Source organism: Paludibaculum fermentans, from assembly GCF_051172195.1.
Classification (GTDB): domain Bacteria; phylum Acidobacteriota; class Terriglobia; order Bryobacterales; family Bryobacteraceae; genus Paludibaculum; species Paludibaculum fermentans_A.
Window position 1 is genome coordinate 6,535,597 of record NZ_JBPJAQ010000001.1, and the last position, 19,161, is coordinate 6,554,757.

A 19,161-nucleotide genomic window follows, 5' to 3' on the forward strand; every position below is an offset into this window, starting at 1 on the left:
ATGAATCTGACGAAAACCGCCCGGTGGGCCGGGCTGGCGTTCCTCGTCCTGCTCGTCAACAGCTTCTACTTGCTGGCCTTTGCGACGCCCGGCATCTTCTACATGACCAACGTGTTAGTCCACATCGGGCTGGGCACGGTGTGGGCCGCGGCGCTGTTGTGGCTGGCGTTTACCTCGCCGCAGTACCGGCGCATGGCACTCTACGCCGTGGTCGGCGTAGCGACGGGCGGGGCGCTGTCCGTGGTGGGTGCGGCGCGGGAGTTCAACTGGCTGCTGTGGACTCATATCGGAGCCGGGCTGCTGGGCGCGCTGGCGATTGTCGTGGAATCCAAGCGGCGATCGGCGCAGTTGGTTTTCGCCTGTAGCGCTGTGTTCTGCGTGGCGGCGCTGGGGTATCAGAAGGTCTTTCCCGAGCACCAGTTGAAGGTGACGAATACGGGCTATGTGCCGGTTTCGATGGAGGGAGAGGGCGGCGGGCCGAAGACGCCGTTCTGGCCGTCGTCATCGAAGACGAATGTGGGCGGTGTGATTCCGTCGACGTTCTTCATGGACTCGAAGTTCTGCGGTGAGTGCCACAAGGACATCTACCAGCAGTGGCAATCGTCGATGCACCACTTCTCGTCGTTCAACAACAAGTACTACTCGAAGTCGATCGAGTATATGCAGGACATTTCGGGGACGCGCGGATCCAAATGGTGCGCCGGGTGTCACGACCACGCAGTGTTCTTCAACGGCCGGTTTGAGAAGCCCATCAAGGACCAAATTGAGACTCCCGAGGCGCAGAACGGGTTGGGCTGCGTGTCGTGCCACTCGATTACGCATGTCGATTCGACCATGGGCAATGGCGGGTTCACGATCGAATATCCGAAGCTGCACGATCTGGCATCGTCGAAGAATCCGCTGATCCACTGGGTGGACCGGTTCCTGACCAAGGTGGAGCCGGAGCCGCACCGGCGCACGTTCCTGAAGCCGTTTATGAAGGACAGCGCGGAGTTCTGCTCGACGTGCCATAAGGTGCATCTGGACGAACCGGTGAACAACTACCGCTGGATGCGCGGGTTCAACGACTATGACAACTGGCAGGCGTCGGGCGTCAGCGGGCAGGGCGCGCGGTCGTTCTACTATCCCGACAAATCGAAGACGTGCTCGGGCTGCCACATGGACCTGGTGCCGTCGAAGGATCCGGGCAACCGCGACGGGATGGTGCACAACCACCGTTTTGCGGCGGCCAATACGGCGGTTCCTTTTGTGAATGGGGACAAGACGCAACTGGCGGCGGTGCAGGGCTTCCTGCAGTCCGGGTTCATCTCGGTGGACATCTTCGCGGCGGCTCCGGCGGGGGAGGCTCCGCAGACGCAGATGCAGCGGCGGACGGATGCGGGTCCGCAGACGATGACGACGTTCGCGGTGGGGGAAGAGGCGGAGCAGGCGTCCTCGGCGTACATGATCCGGGAGGTTTCCGAACTGGCAGCGCCTTTGGACAAGACCTCGACGAAATTCCAGCCGGGGTCGACCATCCGCATGGATGTGGTGGTGCGGACGAAAAAGATTGGCCACTTCTTCCCGGGCGGCACGGTGGATGCGTTCGACATCTGGGTGGAACTGGAAGGGCACGACGCGACGGGCAAGCAGGTGTTCCTGTCGGGCAATCTGCAGAACCCGAAGCAGGGTAACCTGGCTCCGGTGGAGCCGGGGGCGCATTTCTACAAGTCGTACATGCTGGATGGCGATTCGAACCCAATCAACAAGCGGAATGCGTGGCAGGCACGGTCGTTGCTGTATGTACGGCTGATTCCGCCGGGCGCGGCCGATGTGGCTCATTACCGGGTGAAGATCCCGAAGGATGCGAAGGGGCCGATTACGTTCACGGCGAAGTTGAACTATCGCAAGTTCACCCACTACTACAACCAGTTCAGCTACGGCATGAAGGTGAAGCCGGGCCAGGATCCGAAGCTGGTGAGCATCCACTATGACAGCCGGCAGACGGAGCAGGATCCGGCGGTGCAGGTGCCGGATATCCCAATTACGGTTCTGGCCAAGGCGGAGGTGAAGCTGCAACTGGCGCAGCCCGGGGAAGCGACGGTATGGAAGCAGGAGGCGCAGAAGGCAGACCGCGAGCGCTGGAACGACTGGGGCATCGGCTCTCTGCTGCAGGGCGATTTGAAGGCCGCGGAGTATGGATTTACGCGCGTCACCGAGGCGCAGCCGGAGTATGCCGATGGCTGGTTGAACGTGGCGCGGGCCCTGATCCAGGAAGGCGAGATCGAGCGCGCGAAGGAGTTCCTGGACAAGGCGATGAAGGCCGATTCGTCGCTGGGCCGCATCTGGTTCTTCCAGGCGATGGCGCAGAAGGCGGAAGGCGACTATGACGCGGCGTTGAAGTCGCTGGAGGTGGCGGCACAGAAGTATCCGCGGGACCGTGTGGTGCAGAACCAGATTGGGCGGATCCTGTTCCTGAAGCGCGACTACAAGGGTGCGGTGGAGGCGTTGAAACGAGTGCTGGATGTGGATCCTGAGGATCTACAGGCGCACTACACACTGATGCTGGCGTGCCGCGGCTTGGGCGATACGGAGCAGGCGGCCAGGGAGGAGAAGCTGTTCATGCGCTTCAAGGCGGACGAGTCGTCACAGGCGTTGACGGCCAAGATGCGGCAACTGTCTCCGGAAGACAACAACGAGCGGCAGACGATCCACGAACACGAGTCCTCAGCACTCAGCGTGAAGAAGGCGGGAGTGATCCAATGAGAGCGCTGATTCTGCTCGCCGTGGTCGGCTCGCTAGCCGCCCAGACGCCGAAGTTCACCGATGTCAGCAAGGCGGCCGGCATTTCCTTCACGCACAATGCCGGCAAGGCTGGGAAGAAGTGGCTGCCGGAGACGATGGGTTCCGGCTGCGCGTTTCTCGATCTGGACGGCGACGGGTATCCGGATATCGTGCTGCTGAACAGCAAGGACTGGACGCCGAAGGGGCGGCGGTCTGTCTCCGCGGTTTACAGGAACAACAAGAACGGCACGTTTACGAATGTGACGGCGGGCAGCGGCCTGGATGTCGAGATGTACGCCATGGGTGTCGCGGCCGGCGATTTCGACAACGACGGAAGGGAAGACCTGTACATTACGGCGCTGGAAGGCGACCGGCTGCTGCACAACGAGGGCGGGTTCAAGTTCAAGGATGTGACGAAGGCGGCGGGGATCGACAATGCCGCGTTCGGAACGTCGGCGGCTTTTGTGGACTACGACAAGGATGGCCGCCTGGACATTTTTGTGGCGAACTACGTGCAGTGGTCGAGGGAGAAGGACCTGTGGTGTTCGCTCGACGGTGTGAGCAAGTCGTATTGCACGCCGGAGTCCTACAAAGGTGTGTCGTCGAAGTTGTACAGGAACCTGGGCGGCGGCAAGTTTGAAGACGCGACGAAGAAGGCCAAGGTCTACGACGCGACGTCGAAGTCGTTGGGCGTGGCCGTCTTCGACTACAACGGCGACGGCTGGCCCGATCTGTTCGTGGCCAACGATACGCAGCCGAACAAGCTGTACCGGAATCTGAAGAACGGCGCCTTCGCGGAGGAGGGCGTATCAGCGGGTGTGGCGTTTGGCGAAGACGGCGTGGCGCGTGGAGCGATGGGCGTGGATACTGGCGATTTCGACCGCTCCGGCCGGCCACATTTGCTGGTGGGCAACTTCACGAACCAGATGCTGGGACTGTACCGGAACGAAGGGAAGGGGCTGTTCGTGGACGAGGCTCCGCGGTCGACCGTGGGGCGGGCGTCGCTGCTGAGCCTGGCGTTTGGCGTGTTCTACTTCGATTACGACCTGGATGGCTGGCTGGACATCTTTTCGGGCAACGGGCATATCGAGGAGGAGATCGGGCGGGTGCAGCCGAAGGTGAAGTTCGCCGAACCGCCGCTGGTGTTCCACAACGTGGGCAAGGGTAGGTTTGAGGATGTGAGCGCCAAGCTCGGCGCGGAGTTGACGCGGCCTGTAGTGGCGCGCGGAGCGGCGTATGCGGATTTCGATCGCGACGGCGATTTGGATTTGCTGATCTCAACGAACAACGGTCCGGCGTACCTGTACCGCAACGACGCGAATACGGCGAAGAACCACTGGATCAATATCAGGCTGAAGGGCGGTAAGTCGAATCGCAGCGGGATTGGCGCAGTGGTGCGCGTGGAGTCCGCGTCGGGCAAGCAATGGCAGACGGTGCACAGCGGGTCGAGCTACTGTTCGCAGTCGGACCTAGCCCTGGCGTTCGGGCTGGGCAAGGATTCCTCCATCACCTCGATTGAAATAGAATGGCCTAGCGGTGTGAAACAGCGGCTCACCAATGTGAAGCCGGATCAACACCTGGTGATGGAAGAGGCAAAATAGAACGTATGACTCCGAAACTCGAACTGGCAGCGATTACCGATGAATTCTCGCCCGACCTGGGTGAAGCGCTGGAGGCGATGGCGCCCATCGGCATGACGGCCTGCGAACTGCGCGTCGTGTGGGGGAAGAACATCATGAACCTCACCGACGATGAAGTGAAGAAGGCGATGGAGCTGCTGAACGCGAAGGGCATCCGGGTGCTGGGTCTGTCGTCGCCGATTCTGAAGTGCACACTGCCGGACGGCGGCGAAGTGGACAGCCGGTTCCAGCAGGATATCTTCGGTTCGACGCACACGATTGACGACCAGCCGCGGCTGGTGGACCGGGCGCTGCAGCTCTGCGAGATGACGGGCGCCCAGGTGGTGCGGGTGTTCTCCTTCTGGCGGACGGTGGATCCGGAGAAGTGTTTTGAGCCGGCCTGCGCGGCGCTATCGAAGATGGCCGATCAGTTCAAAGCCCACAACATCATCTGTGGGATTGAGAACGAACATGCGTGCAACATCGGCACGGCGGCGGAAGCTGCCCGATTTCTGAACGCGGTTCCGCATTCGCACTTGAAGTTGGTGTGGGATCCGGCGAACGCGCTGGTGGCGGGCGAGGAGCCGTACCCGTATGGGTACAACCTGCTGCCGAAGGGACGGATTGTGCACGTCCATGCGAAGGATTGCCATATGGAAGGGCACAAGCCGGTATGGGGCCCGGTCGGGTCGCGGCATGTCGACTGGAAGGGCCAGATTGCAGCGCTGCTGCAGGACGGGTACCAGGGGGCGGTGAGCCTGGAGACGCATTGGCCCGGCCCGAACGGGAACAAGAAGGAAGGCAGCATCATCTGCGGATGGAATCTGCGGGGGCTGCTGGCGGCGTAGCGCCTTAGCTTTCAGCGCTCAGCCTTCAGCTATCAGCTCCCCCGGCCCAAGCTGAAAGCTGACCGCTGAATGCTGACAGCTTGGTGGTTGATCGCCGCAACTCTCTGGCTGCTCGAAGTATATTTCACATTTCCGATACCCGGCCGCGTGTTTGCGCGTCAATAGAAGCAGCCGGGTTTTGCTATTCTGGAGCGCACAAGAGGGGGAATCTGATTGCGCCTGCGCAGGCTGTCGACTGTCGTTGGATTAGGCCTGCTGCTGGTGTGTTCGCTCATGGGGCAGCGCTGGATTCGCGATATCTTTCCCGAATCGGACTACATCCCTACGCCTCCGGATGCGAACGAGAAGACGGAGTTCTACTTCGCGCGTCTACGCTACCGGAATGTGCAGGCATCGGGAATGTGGGCCATGCGCGGCCAGTGGACGGTGGACTACCCCAAGGCGGACCGGCAGTTCATCCAGGGGCTGCGGCGGTTGTCGCGGATCCACGCCAACAGTGTGGAGCACATCGTCGACCTCGTCAGCGACGACATCTTTAACTACCCGTTCGTATACGTTGTGGAGGCAGGGCACTGGGATCTGCCGGACTCGCAGGCGAAGAAGCTGCGGGAATTCACGGACCGCGGCGGGTTCCTCATGACGGACGACTTCCACGGGACCTTCGAATGGGATGTCTTCACCGCCGGCCTGAACAAGGGCTTTGGCGACCGCCCGATTGTCGATATCGAGAACAGCGATCCGATTTTCCATGTGTTGTATGACTTGGAGGACCGCATCCAGGTACCTGGCATCGTCAACTATCCCTTTACCAAGACCTACGAGTATGACGGCTACGAGCCGAAGTGGCGGGCCGTACGCGACGACAAAGGGCGGATCGTAGTGGCCATCTGCCACAACATGGACCAGGGCGACGCCTGGGAATGGGCCGACAGCCCGCACTATCCTGAGAAATATACGTCGCAAGCCTACCGCACCGGGCTGAATTACATCATCTATTCAATGACTCACTAGAAAGCACAATGTTCGAGTTCCTCTTCAAGTATCCGTGGCCGGTGTATCGCAAGGGCACCCTCGTGCTGCTCAGTGGTTGGCCGGTGTGGTTGCTGGGCCTGCTTGCCCTGGCGGCGGCGGTGCTGGTGGCCGTGCTGTTTCTGCGTAAGCCCCTGCCGAAGGCGCGGGCTGCAGTGTTAGCTGGCATACAGTGGACGGGCTTGCTCGTATTGTTAATTTTGTTATGGCAGCCGGCCCTGAGCGTCTCGATGCTGAAGCCGCAGCAGAACGTGGTGGCCGTGGTGGTGGATGCCTCCACCAGTATGGCGCTGGAAGGCCGCATCGGCCAGGCGAAGGGGCTGCTGGACACCGGCCTGCTGGAGCAGTTGAAGAAGCGCTTCCCGGTGCGGCTGTATCGCGCGGGCCGGACGCTGGAGCGGGTGGAGACTGTACCGGCGCAAGCGGACCAGCCCGTCACCAATCTGGGTGAAGCGCTGAAAGGCGCCACGGCGGAATCGGCCACGCTGCCCATTGGCGCGGTGGTCCTGCTGAGCGATGGGGCGGACAATGCGGGCGGACTGGACTCCGAGACGATGGCGACGCTGCGCAGGTCGCGGATCCCTATTCACGCGATCGGTTTCGGCAGCGAGCAACTCGAGCGCGACATTGAGGTGAGCGAAGTGCAGATTGTGCCGCGGTCGCTGCCGGACGCGCGGTTGTCCGCGACGGTGACGCTGCGGCAGTCGGGCTTCGCCGGCAAGGTGGCGAAGCTGAGTGTGCGGGGCGATGGGAAGGTGCTGGCGTCGCGGGTGGTGAAGCTGCCGGAAGACGGGCAGACTGCGCGCGAGGTGATCTCGTTCCAATCCGGCGTAGCGGGGGCGAAGTCGCTGAAGGTGGGCGTCGACCTGCTGGAAGGCGAAACGAACAAGGACAACAATGTTCTGTCCCGCCTGGTGAATGTGGAGGACCGCAAGCCGCGGATTCTCTACATCGAAGGCGAGCCGCGCTGGGAGATGAAGTTCATCCGGCGCGCGGCTGAGTTGGACCGCAGTCTGCAGGTGGCGAGCATCCTGCGCACGACGCAGAACAAGCTCTACCGGCAGGGGACCACGGACGGCAAAGAGCTGGAGCACGGCTTCCCGGATACGGTGGAAGAACTCTTCAAGTACCAGGGACTGGTGATCGGCAACGTGGAGGCGAGCTACTTCAATCCGGTGCAGCAGGGGTTGATCAAGGAGTTCGTGGACCGTCGCGGCGGCGGCGTGCTGTTCCTGGGCGGCCGCGCGGCCTTGAGTGATGGCGGCTGGAACAAGAGCGAAGTGGCGGAGATCATGCCGGTGACGCTGCTCGACCGGAAAACCACGTTCCATCGCGATCCGGCGACGGTCGAACTGGCCGTGGCGGGCCGCGACAGCCTGATCACGCGCATCGAAGAAGATGCGGAGAAGAACATCTCGCGCTGGAAGGCGCTGCCGTATCTGGCCGACTACCAGGAGACGGGTCCGGCCAAGCCCGGCGCGCTGGTGCTGGCGGAGATGGCGCCGACCAGCAAAGGCAAATTCCCGTTATTGACGACGCAGAACTTTGGCCGAGGCCGGGTGGGAGTGTTCGCGACGGGCGGAAGCTGGCGCTGGCAGATGCTGCAGGACTCGAAGGACATGAGCCACGAGGTCTTCTGGCAGCAGTTGCTGCGCTGGCTGGTGAGTTCCACCTCGGAGCATGTTTCGGCGGTGACGGACAAGGCCGTGTACTCCGATGAGACGCGCGTTCCCATCCATGTGGAAGTGCGCGACCAGAACTACCTGCCCGCTTCCGATGCCGTGGTGGAAGGCCATGTACTGGGGCCGGGCGGTGTGGCGGATCTGGTGCCGCTGCGGCCGGTGACCGGCCAGCCGGGCGTGTATGCCGGCGAATGGAAGGCCGACAACGCAGGCTCTTACCTCATGGAAGTGGTGGCGAAACAAGGCGAGAAAGAACTGGGGCGCGATGTCGTGACGTTCCAGCGGGAAGACGGCGTGGCCGAGCATTTCCGGACGGAACAGAACCGGGAACTGCTGGAGCGCATTGCGCAGCAGACGGGCGGGCGCTACTACAAGCCGTCGGACACGGGGCGGCTGCCGGAAGAGATCGAGTACTCCGATGCGGGCATCTCAGTGAAAGAGACACGCGACATCTGGAACGCTCCGGCGGCGTTTCTGCTGTTCGCGGCGCTGAAGGCGGGCGAGTGGTTTCTGCGGCGGCGATGGGGTGCGGTATGAAACAGATTGCGGCAATCCTGTTGTTGATGAGTTCGGCCTGGGCGGCGGATTTCCACCTGACGGTGGCGGGCCTGGGCGGCGAGCCGGACTACGAATCGCGCTTCAACATGCTGGCGGCGGATTCGAAGAAGCTGATGGGCGGAGACGTGTTGGGCGGCGCGGCGGCGACCAAGGCCGGGATCCAGAAAGTGCTGGCCGGTTACGCGGCGCAGGCGAAGCCGGAAGACACGCTGGTGGTGGTGCTGATCGGCCACGGCAATGTGGATGGAGCGGTGTTCAAGTTCAATGTGCCGGGCCCGGATATGACGGTGGATGAGCTGCGCGGGTGGCTCGACCGCATCCAGGGCAAGCAGCTTGTGGTGATCTCGACAAGTTGCAGCGGCGCCGTGTTGGAGACGCTGAAACGGGAGAACCGGGTGGTGGTCACGGCGACCAAAACGGGCACGGAGAAGAACGCCGTGGTCTTCGCCCGCTATTGGGTGGAGGCGATGCGCGACGCTGCCGCCGATGTGGACAAGAACGAGACCGTGACAGCGCTGGAGGCGTACAACTACGCCAAGCAGAAAACGACGGGCTTCTATGAGACGCAGAAGCGGCTGGCGACGGAGCATTCCGTGCTGGACGACAACACGCTGGCGGCGCGTCTGGCTGTCGTGCGGTTTGGAGCGGCTCAGAAGGCGATGAACGATCCGCAGAAACGGCTGCTGCTGGCGCGCAAGGAAGAGCTGGAGTCGGCCATCGACAAGCTGAAGTTCGAGAAGGCGGCGATGCCGATTGCGGAGTATAAATCGAAGCTCAACGCGCTGCTGCTGGAACTGGCCCGCGTCCAGGAGGAGATCGAGAAGTGATCCAGGCCGCGCCACTTCTGCTGTTCCTGCTGGCCGGCACGCCCGCGGACTGCTGGCGCGCGAAGAAGCTGGGCCAGGCGCAGGAAGGGGCGCAGTGTTTCACGGCACTGCGGAATTCGAACAATCCCGCGCTGCGGGCGGAAGGGCAGTGGGGCCTGGGCGATTTCAAGGGCGCCAACGAGACATTCCGATCGGCCGTGAAAGCGGATGATAAAAACGCTGGGCTGCGGGTGCGTTGGGGCCGTTTGCTGCTGGAGGGCTTCAATCCGGGCGACGCCGCGGGTCTGTTTGAAGAGGCGCTGAGCCTGGACAAGAACAACGCCGACGCGCTGCTGGGGATGGCCATGCTGGCCGAGGAGAACTTCGACCAGAAAGCGATCGGGCTGGCGCAGCAGGCGCTCGAGAAGAATCCGAAGTTGATCGAGGCACGCGAATTGAGGGCCGCCGTACTGCTGGAAGACGGCAACTTCGAAGCGGCCACGGCCGAAGCGCTCAATACCGTGCAGGACGCACCGCAGGCGATGGATGCGATGTCCGTCCTCGCCACCATCGACCTGTTGAGAGACAAGCGCACGACGCCCTGGACCGGCCGCATGCTGGCCGTGAATCCGCACTATGGCGAGGGCTACGCCCGCATCGCGCGCCATTTTGTGTTGAACCGCCGATATGACGAGGCGATCGGTTTTTATCGCAAGGCACTGGAGCTCGATCCCACCTTCCATGCGGCGAAGAGCGAGCTGGGCATCAATCTCATGCGCACGGGCGACGACGTCGAGGCGCGGCGCCTGCTGGGCGAGGTTTATGAATCCGGCTACCGCAACGCGGCCACGACCAATTCGCTGACGCTGCTCGACAGCTACAAAAACTTCATCGTCTACAAGCAGCCGCGCTACATCCTGCGGCTGCACAAGACGGAAGCCGAACTGCTGCGGCCCTATGTGGAACGTGAGATTACGCGCGCTCTTGACGCCTACGACAGGAAGTACAACTTCAAGCTGCCCGGTCCCGTGATGGTGGAAATGTATCCGGATCACCAGGACTTCGCGGTGCGCACCATGGGCATGCCGGGCCTGGGCGCGTTGGGCGTCACCTTTGGGTTGAGTGTCGCCATGGACAGTCCATCGGGCCGCAAGCCCGGTGACTTCCATTGGGCCAGCACGCTGTGGCACGAACTGAGCCATGTCTACCTGCTGACCATCACCAAACATCACGTACCGCGCTGGTTCACTGAGGGCGTCTCGGTGCACGAGGAGACGGCCGTGTCGCCGGAGTGGGGCGACCGCTTGACACCTGAGATCCTGGGCGCGATGAAGAAGAAGACGCTGCTGCCCATCTCGACGCTCGACCGCGGCTACATGCGTCCGTCGTATCCGGCGCAGGTGATTGTCAGCTATTTCCAGGGCGGCCGGACAATCGACTACATCACGGAGAAGTACGGCTGGCAGAAGGTGATGACGATGCTGGGCGAGTTCTCGCAAGTCACGACAACGGCGGCCGTGATCGAGAAAGTTCTCGGCGTGAAGCCTGAGCAATTCGACAAGGACTTCCTGGCGTGGCTCGACAACGAGCACCGTGTCCCGCTGGCCAAGTTCGAGGATTGGACCAAGCAGATGAAGCCGCTGCACTCCGCTGTGAAGGGGAAGCAGTGGGACGAGGTCCTCAAAATCGGAAACGCAATCCGCGATGAGTATCCGGATTACGTCGAGGCGGGCAGTGTCTATGAAGCTCTGGCCGAGGCGTATCAGGCACAGGGGAAGAAGGCAGAGGCAATTGCGGAACTGGAGCGTTATGCGAAGGAAGGCGGGCGCGATCCGGAGACGTTGAAGAAGCTGGCCCGGCTCCAGGAAGAGGCCGGCAATCCGCGCGCCGCCGAAGCCGCGCTGAACCGCCTGTTGTACATCTATCCGGTGAAGGATGAAGAGCTGCACCGCAAGCTGGGTGGGCTACGCGCCACGCAGGGCAAGTGGGATGGGGCCGCCGAGGAGTGGCGGGCCGTGCTGGCGATGAAGACCGGGGATCCGGCTTCCGCCAACTATGAACTGGCCCGGGCTTACCAGGGCATGAAGCGGATGGACGACGCCAAGGACGCGGTTCTGGCCGCGCTGGAGGCGGCGCCGGGGTACAGGCCGGCGCAGAAGCTGCTGCTGGAGTTGAACAGGAAAGAATAGATCAAATGATGCAACTCGATTCGGAAACCTTGAAAGATCGGATCGCACGCTTCGGCGCCGTGCAGGAGTCGATGATCACGCAGGTACGCAAAGTGATCGTCGGCCAGGACGAGGTGCTGGAGCAGTTGATGGTCGCGTTGTTTGTGGGCGGCCACTGCCTGATCACCGGCATGCCGGGTACGGCGAAGACACTGCTGGTGCGCACCATGGCCGAGACGCTGGGGCTGCTGTTCCGCCGCATCCAGTTCACTCCGGACCTGATGCCCAGCGACATCACCGGCACCGATATTCTCGAAGAGGAACCCGGCACCGGCCGCCGCATCTGGACCTTCGTCCAGGGCCCGATCTTCGGCAACGTGCTGCTGGCCGACGAAATCAACCGCACTCCGCCCAAGACGCAGGCGGCGCTGCTGGAAGCCATGCAGGAGCGCAGCTGCACCGTGCGCGGCAACCAGTACAAGCTGCCCGCCCCGTTCTTTGTGTTGGCGACGCAGAACCCCATTGAGCTGGAAGGCACCTATCCTCTGCCCGAAGCGCAGCTCGACCGTTTCCTGTTCAACACGCTGCTCGACTACCTGCCGGCCGAGGACGAACTGAAAGTCGTCGGGTTGACCACCACCACGGCCGTGGCCGACCTGCAGCCCGTCACGACGGCCGAAGAGATCCTCAACTTCCAGCAACTGGTGCGCATGGTGCCCATCGCCGAAGAAGTGGCGCGCTATGCGGTGAACCTGGTGCGCGGCACGCGTCCGGTGGACGTGACCGCCAGCGATTACGTCAAGAAGTATGTGAACTTCGGCGCCAGCGTGCGCGGCGCGCAGAACCTGGTGCTGGCGGCCAAAGCCCGGTCGTTGATGCGTGGCCGCTATCACGTGAGCTTCGAGGATGTGGCCTCACTCATGCGCCCCGTGATGCGGCATCGCATCCTGCTCAACTTCCAGGCGGAGAGCGATCGCCTGACGCCCGACGACATCCTCAAGAAGGTTTTGGAGGTCGTGCCCACCAAAGGTTGATCATGATTCAGCGCTTCCTCGATCCCAAGGTACTGGCCGGTATCGCGAACCTCGAGCTCACCGCCAAGACGGTGGTCGATGGTTTTGTGGCCGGCCTGCACCGCTCGCCGGACTTCGGCTTCAGCCAAGAGTTCGCCGAATATCGCATGTACGTCCCGGGCGACGACCTGCGCTATGTGGACTGGAATGCGTACGCACGCACCGACAGGCTGTACCTGAAGCGCTATCGCGGCGAAACCAATACGCGCGTCACCGTCCTGCTGGACCGCAGTGCATCGATGGGCTTCCAGGCGCAGGGTGTGAAGAAGATCGACTATGCGCGCTTTCTGGGCGCGTCGCTGGCCTACCTGGCGCATCAGCAGCGTGACGCCGTGGGCCTCATTGGCTTCGATGACGAGATCCGCGACTATGTGGAGCCGTCGTCGCGCCACGGGCAATGGGTGAAGGTGCTGCACGGCCTGAACCGCTCCGAGCCGGGCAGCCGCACCGATTTCGCAAAGCCGTTCCTCCACTTCCAGCAGTTCCTGCAGCGTCGCGGCCTGGTGCTGGTGATCTCGGACTTCTACGCTCCGGCCAGCGAAGTGGTGAAGACGGTGGCGCCCCTGCGACAGCGCGGCAACGACGTCGTCTTGCTGCATGTGCTGGATCCCGAGGAGATCCAACCCACGCTGAAAGCTTCGAAGATCCTGATCGACATGGAGACTGGCGAGGAGATGGAAGTGAGTCCCGAGTACGCCAAGGACACCTACCGCAAGAAGATGGCGGCGCATCTCGAGGAGATGGAATCGCTATCGCGCGGAGCGGGCCTCAGCTATTTCCTGGCGATGACCGATCAGCCGCTGGACGAGGCCCTGCGGCGCTACCTGGTTGTACGGTCGGGGAGGTTCTAACGCGATGGGACTCTTCGCGCCCTGGTTTCTCGCGGGCTTCGGACTGCTGAGCCTGCCCATCTATTTCCACCTGCTGAAGCGCCACCGCAGCGAGACCCAGCAGTTCAGCTCGCTGATGTTTTTCGAGAAGAGCACGGAAGCTTCGTTGAAGCACAGGCGGCTGGACTACCTGCTGCTGATGGCGATGCGCCTGGCGTTGCTGGCCCTCATCGTTCTCGCTTTCGCGCAGCCGTTTATCTGGCGCAATACACCCGCCGGCGGACCCAGCGCCAATCGTGTGGTGGTCATCGACGACTCCGCCAGCATGGGCTTTGGCGGCCGCATGAGCAGCGCGAAATCAGAGGCCTCCAAGCTGATGGGTGAGAACGTGAAAGTAGCTGTGTTCGATTCGCAGTTGCGGTTCGTCACGCCGGCCGACGTGCCGCGGCTGGAGGCAGGCACGTCGCGGAGCTCCCTGGGCGAGCTGGCGCGGGCTCTGCGAGCCTATCAGGAGTCGGTGAAAGCGCCCCTGGAAGTGCACCTCATCAGCGACCTGCAGCGCAGTTCCATGCCCGCCGGCTTCAGTGACCTGCGGCTGGGCGGCGGCACCAAACTGGTGCTGCACACAGTGGCCGACAAGACGGAGCCGAACTGGACGGTGGAGAGCGTCACTGCTCCGGCTCGTGTCAGGGACGGCAAGACCGTGAAGGTCCAGGCAACCATCGCCGGCTTCCACACCAACGCCGCGGCGCGCACCGTGGTGCTCGAAGTGAATGGCCAGCCGGCCGGCAAGCAGACCGTACAGGTGCCCGCCTCCGGCCGCGCCAAGGTGGAGTTCAACGGGCTGGACCTGCCGCACGGCTTCTCGAAGTGCGCGGTAAGCCTGCAGGAGTCCGACGGCCTGAAGGTGGACGATCGCTATCTGTTCGCGATTGAGCGCAGTGATCCGCAGCGCGTGGTGTTCCTGTACGGCGAGCGGTCGGCCCGCTCCGCGCTGTATTTCCGCGATGCGCTCGACGCCGCGACCGCCGGCGCTTACACGGTGGAGAGCTACTCCAGCGGCACGCCGGCGAACCTGGAGCGCGCCGCGTTCATTGTGGTTTCCGATACTGGCGGCTTCGACGACGGCATGCTGAAGCGCTATGTCCAGCAGGGTGGCTCCGCCCTGGTGGTGCTGGGGCCGGCCAATGTCTCCACTGGCAAGATCCCGATTCTCGGCACGCTGGTGAAGGCTTCCCGCTATGCCTCACGCGGAGCGGAACGCTACCAGACCCTGGGCACCGCTGATGACGCCTATGCCGCCATCGCCAAGGCGGGCCGCTGGGAGGGCGTGCACTTCTACCAGTCGATTGACGCCGATCCAGGCCAGGCGCGCATCCTCGCCCGGCTCACCGATCGGACCCCCATCCTGCTGGAGCAGAAGATTGGCGAAGGCACCGTCGTCGTTCTGGCTTCTGCGCTCGACAACCTGGCCAACGACTTTCCCGTGCAACCATCATTCGTTCCATTTGTCGAACAGATCGCCCACCGGTTGAGCGGTTGGGAGGAGGCGTCCTTGAACGCCAGCGTCGACACGGCGCTCGATTTCAAAGGCGGAGCCGGCTCGAAAGCGTTTGAAGCCGTAGACCCCGACGGCAAGCGGGCGTTGACTCTTGAAGAGAGCGCGAAGGGCGCTCCGCTGGTGCTGAGCCGGGCTGGATTCTGGGAAGTTCGCCGCGGTGCAGGGAAGTCGCAGATGATCGCGGCCAACGTCGACCGGCGAGAATCCGATCTCGAACTGATGCCGAAGGAATCGGCGGAATTGTGGCAGTCGCCCGGTACCACGGGCCAGCAGGCGAGCGGACAGAGCAATAATGAAAGCAAATGGCCGTTGGCCGCCTGGGTACTCGGCGCGGCGGTCTTGGCGGGGCTATTAGAGGCGCTCGTAGGGAGCAGACACCTGGTTCAGGAGACAGCATGACAGCACTGGAACGGTTTCGGAGCTATCTGGAAGCGGTCGAGAAGCGCTTGCGTTGGAAAGCCCTGGCCCGGGGCGGCGCGCTGCTGGCGCTGCTCGCGCTGGCGGCCACTGTCGGCCTGGCCTACATCGCAGACCGCTTTGCGTTCTCCGACAACAGTCTGTTCTACACGCGGCTCACCCTGTTTCTCGCAGTCGCGCTGGGCCTCGCCTTCTGGCTGGTCGTACCGCTGTTGCGCCTGAACCGCCGGGAAGCGGCGCGAGCCGTGGAAACCGGCGATGCTGGCTTTGAACAGCGCGCCCTCACGCTGGAGCAAAGTAAGGACGACAACCCCTTCTCGGAACTGCTGGCCGAAGAGGCGCTGCGCAAAGCGGAACAGTCCCAGCCGTGGCACCTGGTGAGTGGACGCCTGCTGGGCGGCCTGGCCCTGGGCTGTGCTCTGGGCGTGGGTGTTCTCGTTTGGCTCACCGTCGCGGCTCCCGGCACACTGGGCTATGGAGCGCATCTGCTCTGGGCTGGAGCGCCGCGCCCGGGCGCCGGTCCCATCTATCAGATTCAAGTGAAGCCCGGTGACGCGAAGGTTCGCCGCGGCGGCGATCAGGTGATCGAAGCGCTGCTGCTGGGCTTCGATACGCCGGAAGTGACGCTGCGGGCACGCCCGGCTGGCGCGGCCAAGTGGGAGACCCTCCGCATGGAGCCGAGGCCCAGCGGCGGCGGCTATTCATTCCTGTTCGCCGGCCTGGCCGAGAATCTCGAATACATGGTGGAGACCACGAAGATGCGGTCGGCCATCCACCGGCTCACCGTCATCGACCTGCCGACGGTGAAGAAACTCCGCGCCGTTTACCACTACCCCGGCTATCTCGGCATGCCCGTGGCAACCGTGGAACCGGCGGGCGACCTGCGCGCCGTCGAAGGCACCGATGTCGATCTGCATGTGACCACGGACCGGCCTTTGACGAACGGCGTATTGATCCTGGATGACGGTTCGCGCATTGCGCTGGAATCGCAGGCCGGCAACACGCAGTTGGCTAAGGTGCCCATCCGCAAGGACGGCATGTACTACGTCGCGGCCATGGAAGATGGTACGCCCGTGCGCCTGACCGAGGACTACTTCATCGAAGCCAAGGCCGAACGTCCCCCGGAAGTGAAGATCTCGAAACCGGGCCGCGACGCCAAGGTCAGCCCGATTGAAGAGGTCACGGTGGAACTCGAGTCGTCCGATGACTTCGGTCTCGCCGGCATGGAGCTCCGCTATTCGGTCAACGGTGGCGAGGAGAAGAGCGTGCCCCTGCTGCAGCAGAAGGGCGCGAAGGACGCTCACGGCACGACCACCATCTCACTCGAGGATTTCAAACTCTCGCCCGGTGATGTCGTCGGCCTCTACGCCGTGGCGCGTGACGCCAAAACCACCACGCAGACCGACATCTTCTTCCTGGAAGCGCAGCCTTTCGAGAAGGAGTACCAGCAGTCGCAGACCGGTGGCGGCGGAGGCGGTGGGGGCGGGGAAGACCAGCAGGGCGAGATCGCCCAGCGCCAGAAGGAGATCATCGCCGCCACCTGGAATCAGATCAAGAATGGCGGTTCCCGATCACAGGCGCAGGAGAATGCGCAGTTCTTATCGGGGGTCCAGCAGAAGCTCTCAGACCAGGCGAAGTCGCTGGCGCAGCGCATGCGCAGCCGCGAACTGGCCGGCACCAACGAGGAGTTCCAGAAGTTCTCGAAGGAGATGGATCTTGCTTCGGCCGCGATGAACGAAGCCACGGGCCAGCTCAAGGGCCAGAAGTGGAAGGACTCGCTCTCGCCGGAACAGAAAGCCTTGCAGCACCTGCTACGCGCCGAGAGCATGTTCCGCCAGATTCAGGTAGCCTTCGGCCAGCGCGGCGGAGGCGGTGGGGGCGGCGGCGGCCAGATGCGCGACCTCGAGAGCTTGTTCGACCTCGAGCTCGACACCGAGAAGAACCAGTATGAGACCGCCCAATCGCGCAATTCGCAGGAACAGCGTGAAAAGGAAGTGGACGAGGCGCTGAAGAAGCTGGAAGAGCTGGCGCGGCGTCAGCAGGAACTGGCCCAGCAACAGCAACAGCAGAAACAGCAGGCGTTCCAGCAGCGCTGGGCGCAGGAGATGCTGCGGCGCGAGGCGGAAGAGCTGCGCAAAAAGATGGAGCAGTTGCAGCGCGGCGAGTCGCAACAAGGCCAGCAGGGGCAGCAGAGCCAGTCACAACAGGGTCAGTCGCAGCAAGGTCAGCCGCAGCAGGGTGGATCTTCCGGCCAGTCGCAGCAGGGCCGGTCCCAAGGCCAGCCGCAGCGCGGCCAGCAGGGCTCCAGCGGGCAACAGCAGCAGAACGACCAGCGCATGGCGCGGGCTCAGCAGCAGCTCGACCGGGCGTTGGACGACATGCGCAAGGCGCAATCGGAACAGGGGCAGAATAGCACCGAGAGCGCACGCCGCGCGGCCGAACGGATGAAGGAAGCGCGCGACATGGTCGGCGGTATGCGCCAGCAGCAGTCCGGCCAGCGCATGGACGACCTGGCGAACCGCTCGCAGCAACTGGCCGAACGCCAGAAGCAGTACGAAAACCAGATCCGGCAGATGTATCCCGATGGCGTGCCCGCGCCTGGCGCACGGCCGCAGCCGGGACAGAATGCGGCCCCCACTCCACAGACGATCGAGCGCCTGGCCCAGGAAAAAGAAGCCATGGAGCGCGAGTACAAGCGGCTGGAGCAGCAGATGAAGGACACGGCCCGTGCAATGGATGGGTCGCAGAAGGGCGCGGCCTCCAGGCTGCGCGATGCCCTGGGCGAAGCGCAGCAGAGCGAACTCGGCCTGAGGTTGAAGTTCGGCTCTGAGTGGGTCCGGCGCGGCTTGGGTCCCTATTTGCCGCCGCGCGAGAAGGTGGTGACGGATTCGTTGGATAAGCTCAGCCGGCAGGTGCAGGAAGCGCGGGACATGGCGCAACACGGACAGCAGGCTGGCGAAGGCAAGGAACGTACGGAACAGGCGCTGAGCCAATTGGAGCAGTTACGCGGCCGGATGCAGGGCCAGTTGCAGCGTGGACAGCAGGGTCAGCAGGGACAAGGTCAGCAGGGCCAGCGGGGTCAACAACAGGGCCAGGGCCAACAGCAGGGTCAACAGGGCCAACAGGGTCAGGGTCAACAAGGTCAGGGGCAACAGCAGGGCCAGGGCCAGCAAGGCGGCGGCCAGCAGGGTGGCGGGCAACGCGGCGGCGACGGCCAACCCGGCGGAGGGTATGGCGGACGCCAGATGGGCCGCGGCTCGGATGGCGGGTTCGATCGCGGCCGTCAGCCGATGGGCGTGCAGGACGAGTACGGCGCCATCAACGACGGCACACGGCGCTTTGATCCTAACGGTCAGCGCGCCGCCGGCCAGCAGGGCCTGGCAGGCACCTATGACGAAGCTCTGCGCCAGTTGCGGCAGTTGCGCCAGGATGACGCCGCCGATGACGAAACCAAGGCCGACGTCGATCGCCTCATCCGCGACATGCAGCGGCTGGATCCCAGGAAGCTGGGCGACAATCCGACGCTGATGGGCCGCATTGAGTCGGACATCGTGCCGCAGATGGAGCAGTTGGAACTGCGTCTTCGCAAGCAGTTGGAGAACGGTCCGTCGGGCGGCCAGGTCCGCAGCGGCGCTCAGGCGAAGGCCCCGGCCGGTTACGGTGATGCCGTGGCGGAGTACTTCCGCAAACTGAGCCGCGGCAAGTAGGATCTTGATTCACACTTGATTCGTAAAGGTGCGGCCGGGCGGCAATCCGACCCGGCCCCGCATCGGTCAAGTGGTTGAGCCAGGCTACCTGGGGTGAGGT

The 19,161-nt window shown here is 63.3% G+C and carries 11 protein-coding genes; all 11 read left to right on the forward strand.

What is annotated here, in order from left to right; all coding sequences use genetic code 11:
• The 11 genes from ACR9Y2_RS26280 to ACR9Y2_RS26330 all read left to right on the forward strand — a co-directional run bounded on the left by ACR9Y2_RS26280 (position 1) and on the right by ACR9Y2_RS26330 (position 19,061).
• Positions 1–2,745 (forward strand): tetratricopeptide repeat protein, encoded by a 2,745-nt coding sequence (locus ACR9Y2_RS26280; protein ID WP_435044698.1) that lies wholly within the window; start codon positions 1–3, stop codon positions 2,743–2,745.
• Complete coding sequence (locus ACR9Y2_RS26285; RefSeq protein WP_435044699.1) at positions 2,742–4,364, forward strand: CRTAC1 family protein; 1,623 nt, start codon at positions 2,742–2,744, stop codon at positions 4,362–4,364. The genes ACR9Y2_RS26280 and ACR9Y2_RS26285 overlap by 4 nt, the downstream gene beginning before the upstream one ends.
• A gap of 5 nt (positions 4,365–4,369) precedes the next feature.
• The gene (locus tag ACR9Y2_RS26290) at positions 4,370–5,230 is read left to right on the forward strand and encodes a sugar phosphate isomerase/epimerase family protein (RefSeq protein WP_435044700.1); all 861 of its coding nucleotides are present in this window, start codon (positions 4,370–4,372) and stop codon (positions 5,228–5,230) included.
• A 213-nt stretch (positions 5,231–5,443) separates the two neighbouring features.
• On the forward strand, positions 5,444–6,241 hold the full coding sequence (locus tag ACR9Y2_RS26295) for a DUF4159 domain-containing protein (RefSeq protein ID WP_435044701.1): 798 nt from the start codon (positions 5,444–5,446) through the stop codon (positions 6,239–6,241).
• A gap of 8 nt (positions 6,242–6,249) precedes the next feature.
• Positions 6,250–8,478: a glutamine amidotransferase gene (locus ACR9Y2_RS26300; RefSeq protein ID WP_435044702.1), complete on the forward strand. Its 2,229-nt coding sequence runs from the start codon at positions 6,250–6,252 to the stop codon at positions 8,476–8,478.
• Positions 8,475–9,326, forward strand: coding sequence for a C13 family peptidase (locus ACR9Y2_RS26305; protein WP_435044704.1), 852 nt, complete (start codon positions 8,475–8,477; stop codon positions 9,324–9,326). Before ACR9Y2_RS26300 ends, ACR9Y2_RS26305 begins: the two co-directional genes overlap by 4 nt.
• Positions 9,323–11,494, forward strand: coding sequence for a tetratricopeptide repeat protein (locus ACR9Y2_RS26310; protein ID WP_435044705.1), 2,172 nt, complete (start codon positions 9,323–9,325; stop codon positions 11,492–11,494). Before ACR9Y2_RS26305 ends, ACR9Y2_RS26310 begins: the two co-directional genes overlap by 4 nt.
• Before the next feature lie 5 nt (positions 11,495–11,499).
• Positions 11,500–12,507 carry an AAA family ATPase gene (locus ACR9Y2_RS26315; RefSeq protein WP_435044706.1) on the forward strand — a complete coding sequence of 336 codons (1,008 nt, stop codon included), beginning with the start codon at positions 11,500–11,502 and terminating at the stop codon, positions 12,505–12,507.
• Positions 12,508–12,509: 2 nt separating this feature from the next.
• The gene (locus ACR9Y2_RS26320) at positions 12,510–13,397 is read left to right on the forward strand and encodes a DUF58 domain-containing protein (protein WP_435044707.1); all 888 of its coding nucleotides are present in this window, start codon (positions 12,510–12,512) and stop codon (positions 13,395–13,397) included.
• A gap of 4 nt (positions 13,398–13,401) precedes the next feature.
• The gene (locus ACR9Y2_RS26325; protein ID WP_435044708.1) at positions 13,402–15,336 is read left to right on the forward strand and encodes a BatA domain-containing protein; all 1,935 of its coding nucleotides are present in this window, start codon (positions 13,402–13,404) and stop codon (positions 15,334–15,336) included.
• Positions 15,333–19,061 (forward strand): hypothetical protein, encoded by a 3,729-nt coding sequence (locus tag ACR9Y2_RS26330; RefSeq protein WP_435044709.1) that lies wholly within the window; start codon positions 15,333–15,335, stop codon positions 19,059–19,061. Before ACR9Y2_RS26325 ends, ACR9Y2_RS26330 begins: the two co-directional genes overlap by 4 nt.
• Positions 19,062–19,161 lie beyond the last annotated feature (100 nt).

Bases quoted from the DNA above. Each gene is read 5' to 3' on its own strand.
- ACR9Y2_RS26305 (WP_435044704.1), top strand. From the start codon at position 8,475: ATGAAACAGATTGCGGCAATCCTGTTGTTGATGAGTTCGGCCTGGGCG.
- ACR9Y2_RS26315 (WP_435044706.1), top strand. From the start codon at position 11,500: ATGATGCAACTCGATTCGGAAACCTTGAAAGATCGGATCGCACGCTTC.
- ACR9Y2_RS26330 (WP_435044709.1), top strand. From the start codon at position 15,333: ATGACAGCACTGGAACGGTTTCGGAGCTATCTGGAAGCGGTCGAGAAG.
- ACR9Y2_RS26300 (WP_435044702.1), top strand. From the start codon at position 6,250: ATGTTCGAGTTCCTCTTCAAGTATCCGTGGCCGGTGTATCGCAAGGGC.
- ACR9Y2_RS26280 (WP_435044698.1), top strand. From the start codon at position 1: ATGAATCTGACGAAAACCGCCCGGTGGGCCGGGCTGGCGTTCCTCGTC.
- ACR9Y2_RS26325 (WP_435044708.1), top strand. From the start codon at position 13,402: ATGGGACTCTTCGCGCCCTGGTTTCTCGCGGGCTTCGGACTGCTGAGC.
- ACR9Y2_RS26320 (WP_435044707.1), top strand. From the start codon at position 12,510: ATGATTCAGCGCTTCCTCGATCCCAAGGTACTGGCCGGTATCGCGAAC.
- ACR9Y2_RS26285 (WP_435044699.1), top strand. From the start codon at position 2,742: ATGAGAGCGCTGATTCTGCTCGCCGTGGTCGGCTCGCTAGCCGCCCAG.
- ACR9Y2_RS26290 (WP_435044700.1), top strand. From the start codon at position 4,370: ATGACTCCGAAACTCGAACTGGCAGCGATTACCGATGAATTCTCGCCC.